Genomic DNA, 7,711 nt, shown 5'->3' on the forward strand with positions numbered 1-7,711 from the left:
AGTCATCCCCTATGATGATGGAAATAAATTAATTATCCCGCTAGAACTCATTGAATTTGGAAAATCTATGGTTTTAACAACATGTTATCTTGAAAATATTAAAAAAGAAACAATTATGAAATCTAATTTAAATAAAACATTTAATTTTAACGAGTTTGATTTAATCATTGGGAAGGATGTGTTTGGAAATTTAAATTTAGTCAAATCCCTAATAAATAATGTTGAGGTAATAATTGAGGAAGTATCATTTAATGGTGATAAATTTCAATTTAAGGGAAAATGCTCTGAAAAGATTAGTGATGTAACTCTTAAAGATAGTTTTGATTTGGTTAGGTTCACATATCCTTTGAATTATGATGATGATGAATTTTTGCTTGAAATTGATTATTGTGATTTTATTAAAGCTCCAATTAAAAAATGGGAATTTATAGGGGCAAAATTTAGTTTAACACAGGATTATAATTTTTCAAATGAATATTATTTAATTTCTATGAAAAATCATGAAAGTGGGGTAATTATCGAATTGGAATTACGTAATAGCAGTTAATATATGAAATTAAAAAATAAGTATTAAATTCCATATTGGTTAAATTTATTTAATAGAATCAATAACTGATTGATATAATATTTTTGTTCTTTTAATTTAATTCATGGAAACTATTTGAATTGACATATTTGTAATAATGGGTAATTAAATCATAAATTTTTTATCAGGAGGTAAAAATGAAGGTTGTTATATTGGCAGGTGGTTTTGGGACAAGAATTTCTGAAGAATCTCATTTAAGACCAAAACCGATGGTGGGAATTGGTGAAAAACCAATATTGTGGCATATAATGAAGATATATTCTTATTATGGGTTCAATGAGTTTATAATTTGTTTAGGTTATAAATCTTATGTGATAAAAGAATTTTTTGCAAATTATTACTTACATGCTTCTGATGTAACGTTTGATTTGGAAAATAATGAAATGCATGTGCACAATAACCAGTCTGAACCTTGGAAAGTTACACTAGTTGACACAGGTTTAAACACTATGACCGGGGGTCGTATCAAAAGAATTAGTGAGTATTTGCCAAAGGATGAACCCTTTATGTTAACTTATGGGGATGGAGTATCTGATGTTAATCTTAGGGAATTGCTTAAATTTCATAGAAAACATGGTAAATTAGCAACCATCACGGCAATTAATTTAGATGGGAGATTCGGTTTATTAAAAATCTCTGATGATGAGACAATCCATGAATTTTCTGAAAAAAACAGAAATCATGATGGGTGGATTAATGGAGGATTCATGGTATTGGAACCGAAAGTTTTAGATTATATAGAAGGAGATAAAACAATATTTGAGCGTGAACCTCTTGAAAATCTAGCAAGTGATGGTGAGCTAAAAGCATATAAACACGATGGATTTTGGAAATGTATGGATACTAAACGTGACCATGATGCATTGCAAGAATTATGGAATAATAACGCTGCACCGTGGCATATGTGGAAATAAAAAAGGATGTTACTATGGAAAACTTTTTTAAAGGAAAAAATATCCTAATTACAGGACATACTGGATTTAAAGGATCTTGGCTTTCAGAAATACTTATTAACTGGGAAGCTAATGTATCAGGATTTTCTTTAAAACCTCCAACAGAACCAAATTTATTTTCATTACTGCAATTAAACACTAAAATGAATTCTTATATTGGAGATATCAGGAATTTAAAAGATGTAAAAAAAATATTCAATGAGATTGAACCCGAAATTGTTGTACATATGGCTGCACAACCACTTGTCCGTGAAAGTTATGAAAATCCACATTATACCTATGAAACTAATGTAATGGGGACAGTGAATATTTGTGAGTGTATAAGAACAAGTAATTGTGTAAAATCCTTTTTAAATGTTACTACTGATAAAGTTTATGAAAATAAGGAAAAACAAGAGGGGTATGATGAAGATGAAAAATTAGATGGGTTTGACCCCTATTCTAATAGTAAATCATGTTCTGAAATAATTACTCATTCATATAACAATTCATTTTTTAAAGAAATGAATATTCCGACCTCAACCGCAAGGGCAGGTAATGTTATTGGAGGGGGAGATTTTGCAAAGGATAGGATTGTGCCCGATTGTGTAAAATCCGCATTATCTGATGAAAATATCATTATTAGAAACCCTTATTCAATTAGACCATATCAACATGTTTTAGAACCTTTAAATGTTTATTTAACAATTATAAAAAAACAATATGATGATATTAATTATTCAGGTTATTATAATGTTGGTCCTGATGATACGGATTGTATCTCAACAGGAGATTTGGCCACATTATTTTGTGAAAAATGGGGGGAAAATTTAAAATGGATTAATAAAAGTGAAATGAATGCACCTCACGAAGCAAACTTTTTAAAATTAAATTCATCTAAAATTAAAAAAGTATTTGACTGGAAACCGAAATGGAACATTGATACTGCAATTGAAAAAACCGTTGAATGGGCAAAAAATTATAAAGATAATAATGATATGGCTATATGCACAGATAAGCAAATTGAAGAGTTCTTCAATATTTAATTTCTATGGAGGGAATTATGTCAAAATATATCATATTAACAGGTGGAACGGGATTTGTCGGAAGCCATATCTTGGAGGAATTATTAAAATTAAATAAAAAAGTTATACTGCTTAAAAGATCTTTTTCAAATACTTGGCGAATTAGTGAATTTATTGAAAATGAAAATTTGGTTATAAGAGATATAGATAAAGAAAATTTAAATGATATTTTTAATCAGTATACTGTAAATGGAATTTTTCATTTAGCATCAATTTCAAAAAGAGAAATTGATTTAGAAATAATTTCTAATATGGTTGACTCGAATATAACATTTCCAACAAAATTACTTGAAACAGCAATAAATCATGACGTTAAATTTTTTATTAACACCGGATCAGTTTATGAATATCAATTAGATCAACCCCCAATTTCTGAAAAGACCAATATAAAGCCATTTAATTTATATGCATCCACCAAGATAGCATTTGAAGACATATTAAAATTTTATTCTGATAATTTTCAGTTTAACTGTTCGACATTAAAATTATTTACTCCTTACGGTCCTAAGGATAATGAAAATAAAATAACTCCCTATCTAATTACTAACTCAATAAAAAAAGAGAATATTTTTATTAAATCACCTAATAAGACATTGGATTTGATTTATGTAAAGGATGTTGTGGATGGTTATATTAATTTAATGAATAACATTTCAAAGTTTGAAGAATATGAAACATTTAATATGGGTACTGGAATCGGAACTAGTATTAAAGATGTTTTAAAAATTATTGAAAAGAATTTGGGGAAAAATGACAATGTTGATTTTGGTAATTTAGAGGATAATCAAGTTTGGTGTTCTAATAATAAAATTAAAGAAAAATTAAACTGGAGCCCTAAAATAAATTTAGATGAAGGAATAAAACTCACAGTAGATTATTATAAAAAGAAATATGCTACTAAATAAATTATTGATTATATATTATGATAATTAAATGATGTCATAAAATAAAATCTAATTAATAGGAGATATTATAATGGACCTTGTAGAAACCATGTCAATTTGAGTAAATATGGTGTATTTACTTGTTTTTGTTAAATAATTGTTTTTTTTCCTTTGTTTTTGATTTTTGCATGTTATTGTTCTTTTTAGTTTACATGTGATTTTGTGCTTTGCAAAAATTTTTTTTATTGAAATGCATGGATTTTATTTAAAAGCGATTCAATTACTTTAATTTTTTACTCTTAAAAAAATACTTGCTATTCATTAAAAAAACAAGTAATTACTTATATGTTGGAATGAAGAATAATTATTAATATGTGGACTAAAATAAACTATTCTCCATATTCCTAATCCAATAATATCTAATTCTTCAATTTTTATATTTAATATTTATATTGTATTGGGATATATTTATAATCATGAAAGCAGTTATTCCAGCTGCAGGTTTTGGAACTAGATTCATACCTGCAACCAAATCTCAACCAAAGGAAATGTTGCCAGTTTATGACAAGCCTACAATCCAGTATGTCATCGAAGAGGCTGTCCAGTCAGGAATTGATGACATTCTAATCATAACGGGCAGAAACAAGAGGTCAATCGAGGATCATTTCGACAAGTCCTATGAACTCGAATATACTCTGCAAAAAGCTGGAAAGGACAGGGTACTAAAACAAGTCAGAAAAATCACCGATTTAGCGGACATCTGCTATGTCAGGCAAAGAGATTTAAAAGGATTGGGTGATGCAATATCATGCGCTGAAAGACACATCCAAGACGAACCGTTCGCAGTCCTTCTAGGAGACTCAATCACAAGATCTAAAACACCATGCACAAAAGAGCTAATCGACGTCTTCAACAACTGCAAGAAACCGACAATTTCAGTAAGGGAAGTTCCAAACAACAGGGTGTGCAACTATGGAATCGTGAAGGCAAAAAAACTCCATCAAAACATCTACAAAATAAATGAGCTAGTCGAAAAGCCGAAGATGGACCAGGCTCCATCAAACCTTGCAATTGTGGGAAGATACATCCTAACGCCGGACATCTTTGAGAAAATCAGCGAAACCGAACCAGGATTCAACGGTGAAATCCAGCTGACAGATGCCCTCTCAAAACTGGACGAGCTTTATGCTGTAAAATTTGAAGGAAAAGTTTTCAACATTGAAAACCGCCTGGAATGGATCAAGTCATCAATCGACTATGCAATGCATGATTTGGAGTTCAGGGATGATTTGATTGATTACATGAAAACATTCGTCGGTTAATCTACATGTGCAGGTTAACTTACATTGTTTTTATTTTATACTTATCTTAAATCAAAAAGTTCTTAAGCTATTGTCATGGTTGACTTAAAATGTATTAATAATATTGCTCCTTTTTTGCAGTATATTGTAGTTGGAGATGCTGCTATGACAGTTATTGTTTAAATGTTGTTTTCGAATAATGTGTAAGATAATTGATGAATGTTGTCCTCTAATTTATATAATTTTAAATTGTTCTTTTTAATAAAAATAATATTTGAATAAATATATCTTAAATTAAATATAAATGATAGTTTATGAGCAATAACGATTTAAAAATTGATGAGTTAAGATCTTGTTTTGATAGAGAAAATACTAGAAAAGAAAGCTTACAAAATAAGGCATCTTACTTTTTAGGTGTTGTTTCAATAGTAATAACAATTATTTGTGCAAATATGTCTCTTTTTTCACCATTGAATAAATTCTTTTCAATTTTTGGTATTATAATAATCTCAGTTTTAATTATTTCATTCTTATTGTCAATTGGATTATGTGCATATATTTTTATTCCCAAAAAATATTCACATCCTTTTGACTTTAAAACTTATGATTTATTTTCAGCTAGTTTTAAGGAGAAATCCTCAGTATTTGAAAAAAATTTATATGATTCCTATTTAGTTTCAACATTTACAAATCATAATCTTAATAATAAACTTGTAGATTATCTTAATAAATCAATACTTTCATTTATAATTTTTTTAATTTCATTTGTTCTGATGGTGGTGATTTTATGAAATGTTCTGATTGTGGTAAAACTTTAAACAATGAACCTATAGCTTATAGTGAGAAATATGAAAAGTTTTATTGTATGGATTGTTGTCACAAACATGTTAATCATGCTTTAACGTTTCATTTTTATGAAAACAATAAACTTAGAAATTTGTTAGTTGGTGTTAGTGGGGCGGGAATAGGAGATATTCATCATAAGTTTTATACTAATGAAGAATGGATATTAAGACATCCCAAATGCCCTCATTTAGAAGATATTGATGATTTAAACATTCCAATGTTTTACTGTAAAGATAATGTTGTCCGATGCTCTGATTGTTTATATGATGAACATATAAAATTGGCAGATCCATTATTGAAAGATGAATCAAGCATGGATGAATATGGGGAGTTTATGTGGTTATTGCCATTTACATATGAACCCCATAATTTAAATTTTATTTTTGAATGTGATGATAAAGCAGTTAAAGGAGAATATATTGATGCAAATATCTTTCTTGAAAATAATAAAAATCATCCCATACATGATATTAATTTTAGCATAGAATCATTTTCTGCAAATCCATTATATGAAAATGAGCCATTTCTATGGTATCTTGAAAGAAATTATTCAAAAACAATAATTTCAGAGAAATATCATTTTGATACATTGAATTCTAAAGATAGATTAAATCTTCATGTTCAAATTAGGATGCCTAGGGATGGTGAAATTAAAGAAAATCAATTCTATGAGGATTCTAATGGGGATGGTTTAAATATTCCGGAAGATTTGATGATTTTTACCAGATTCGATTATAAAACTTTTCATGGTTATAAATATTGTAGTGATGTAAAATATGATATGATTAAGGTAAAATAAATATTTAATATTATATTTTATTAATAAAATTATTTTAAAATAAGTTGAGGTTAACTGAGTGTAATTTAAACAATTTAATAATTTGCTGTCTTTGTGATTATTTTATTTTCCAATAACGTCCATAGTCAAATCACCTAGTGAAACTAAAAAAATACAATCAAACACTCCAAAACCCAATTTTTTTCACGGAAATATTTATTAACAATCAGATTTATAAATTTATTCGGAGATTATTTATTAACGGCCCGAATTAATAATAATCTCCGCACACTTATTCTTATGGAGTAATTATTATGAGCAAAGTTAAAGATATGAGTTTGGCACCTGAGGGTGTTAGAAAAATAGAATGGGTCCAAAAGCACATGCCCGTTTTGGAATCCATCAAAAAAGAATATGAGGAAACCCAACCTTTCAAGGGAATCACTATCGGATCATGCCTTCATCTGGAACCGAAAACAATCAACTTAGGACTCACCCTAATGGCAGGTGGTGCTGAAGTCGCAATGACCGGATGCAATCCTCTCTCAACTCATGACGATGCAGTTGCTGGAGCGGCAGATTTGGGTCTCAATGTCTATGGCTGGAGAGAACAGGATGATGAGGAATACTACCAGACCATAAACATGGTTTTAGATCACAAGCCGGACATAATCATTGACGACGGAGCGGACATGATTATGGTTCTTCACAACGAAAGAACAGAACTATTAAGCCACATAAAAGGAGCATGTGAAGAGACCACAACTGGTGTCCACAGACTTCAGGCAATGCACGCTGACGGCGCATTGAAATTCCCTGTAATTGCTGTAAACGACGCATACACCAAATACCTTTTCGACAACAGATACGGTACAGGACAGTCCAGTTTCGACGCAATCATGGGAACAACCAACATGGTAATCGCAGGAAAAACCGTAGTCGTATGCGGATATGGCTGGTGTGGAAGAGGACTCGCACTCAGAGCCGCAGGGCTCGGAGCAGACGTAATCGTAACGGAAGTCGACCCAATCAGAGCACTTGAAGCAAGAATGGACGGATACCGTGTAATGACTATAAGAGAAGCCGTTAAACAAGCTGATTTAATCATAACTGTTACAGGCAATGCCGACATTATCTGCGGTGATGACTTCAAGTACATGAAGGACGGGTGCATGCTTGCAAACTCAGGACACTTCAATGTGGAAATCAACAGACCTGATTTGGAAGCAATTTCAACTGAAGTAAAAGAAGTAAGAGAAAGCATAGAAGAGTTCACCACAAAAGACGGAAGAAAAATCT

At 30.2% G+C, this 7,711-nt stretch carries 8 protein-coding genes; all 8 read left to right on the forward strand.

From position 1 onward, the window contains the following. Positions 1–67: 67 nt before the first annotated feature. Positions 68–547, forward strand: a complete 480-nt coding sequence (locus tag Q4Q55_RS08780; protein ID WP_303372439.1) for a hypothetical protein — start codon at positions 68–70, stop codon at positions 545–547. Between the two features lie 176 nt (positions 548–723). Next, complete coding sequence (rfbF, locus tag Q4Q55_RS08785) at positions 724–1,500, forward strand: glucose-1-phosphate cytidylyltransferase (protein ID WP_303372440.1); 777 nt, start codon at positions 724–726, stop codon at positions 1,498–1,500. Continuing rightward, a complete protein-coding gene (gene rfbG, locus Q4Q55_RS08790; RefSeq protein WP_303372441.1) occupies positions 1,491–2,564 on the forward strand; it encodes a CDP-glucose 4,6-dehydratase in 1,074 nt (357 codons plus the stop codon). Before rfbF ends, rfbG begins: the two co-directional genes overlap by 10 nt. A gap of 17 nt (positions 2,565–2,581) precedes the next feature. Next, a complete protein-coding gene (locus tag Q4Q55_RS08795) occupies positions 2,582–3,508 on the forward strand; it encodes an NAD(P)-dependent oxidoreductase (protein ID WP_303372442.1) in 927 nt (308 codons plus the stop codon). A gap of 455 nt (positions 3,509–3,963) precedes the next feature. Next, positions 3,964–4,809 carry a UTP--glucose-1-phosphate uridylyltransferase GalU gene (gene galU / locus Q4Q55_RS08800; protein WP_303372443.1) on the forward strand — a complete coding sequence of 282 codons (846 nt, stop codon included), beginning with the start codon at positions 3,964–3,966 and terminating at the stop codon, positions 4,807–4,809. A 293-nt stretch (positions 4,810–5,102) separates the two neighbouring features. Continuing rightward, entirely contained in the window at positions 5,103–5,579 is a 477-nt protein-coding gene (locus Q4Q55_RS08805; RefSeq protein ID WP_303372444.1) for a hypothetical protein, read from the forward strand. After that, a complete protein-coding gene (locus Q4Q55_RS08810) occupies positions 5,576–6,433 on the forward strand; it encodes a hypothetical protein (protein ID WP_303372445.1) in 858 nt (285 codons plus the stop codon). The genes Q4Q55_RS08805 and Q4Q55_RS08810 overlap by 4 nt, the downstream gene beginning before the upstream one ends. A 293-nt stretch (positions 6,434–6,726) precedes the next feature. Further along, the coding region (gene ahcY, locus Q4Q55_RS08815) for an adenosylhomocysteinase (protein WP_303372446.1) at positions 6,727–7,711 on the forward strand (985 nt) is incomplete at its 3' end.

The organism is Methanobrevibacter sp. (assembly GCF_030539555.1).
In the GTDB taxonomy this organism is placed as follows: domain Archaea; phylum Methanobacteriota; class Methanobacteria; order Methanobacteriales; family Methanobacteriaceae; genus Methanocatella.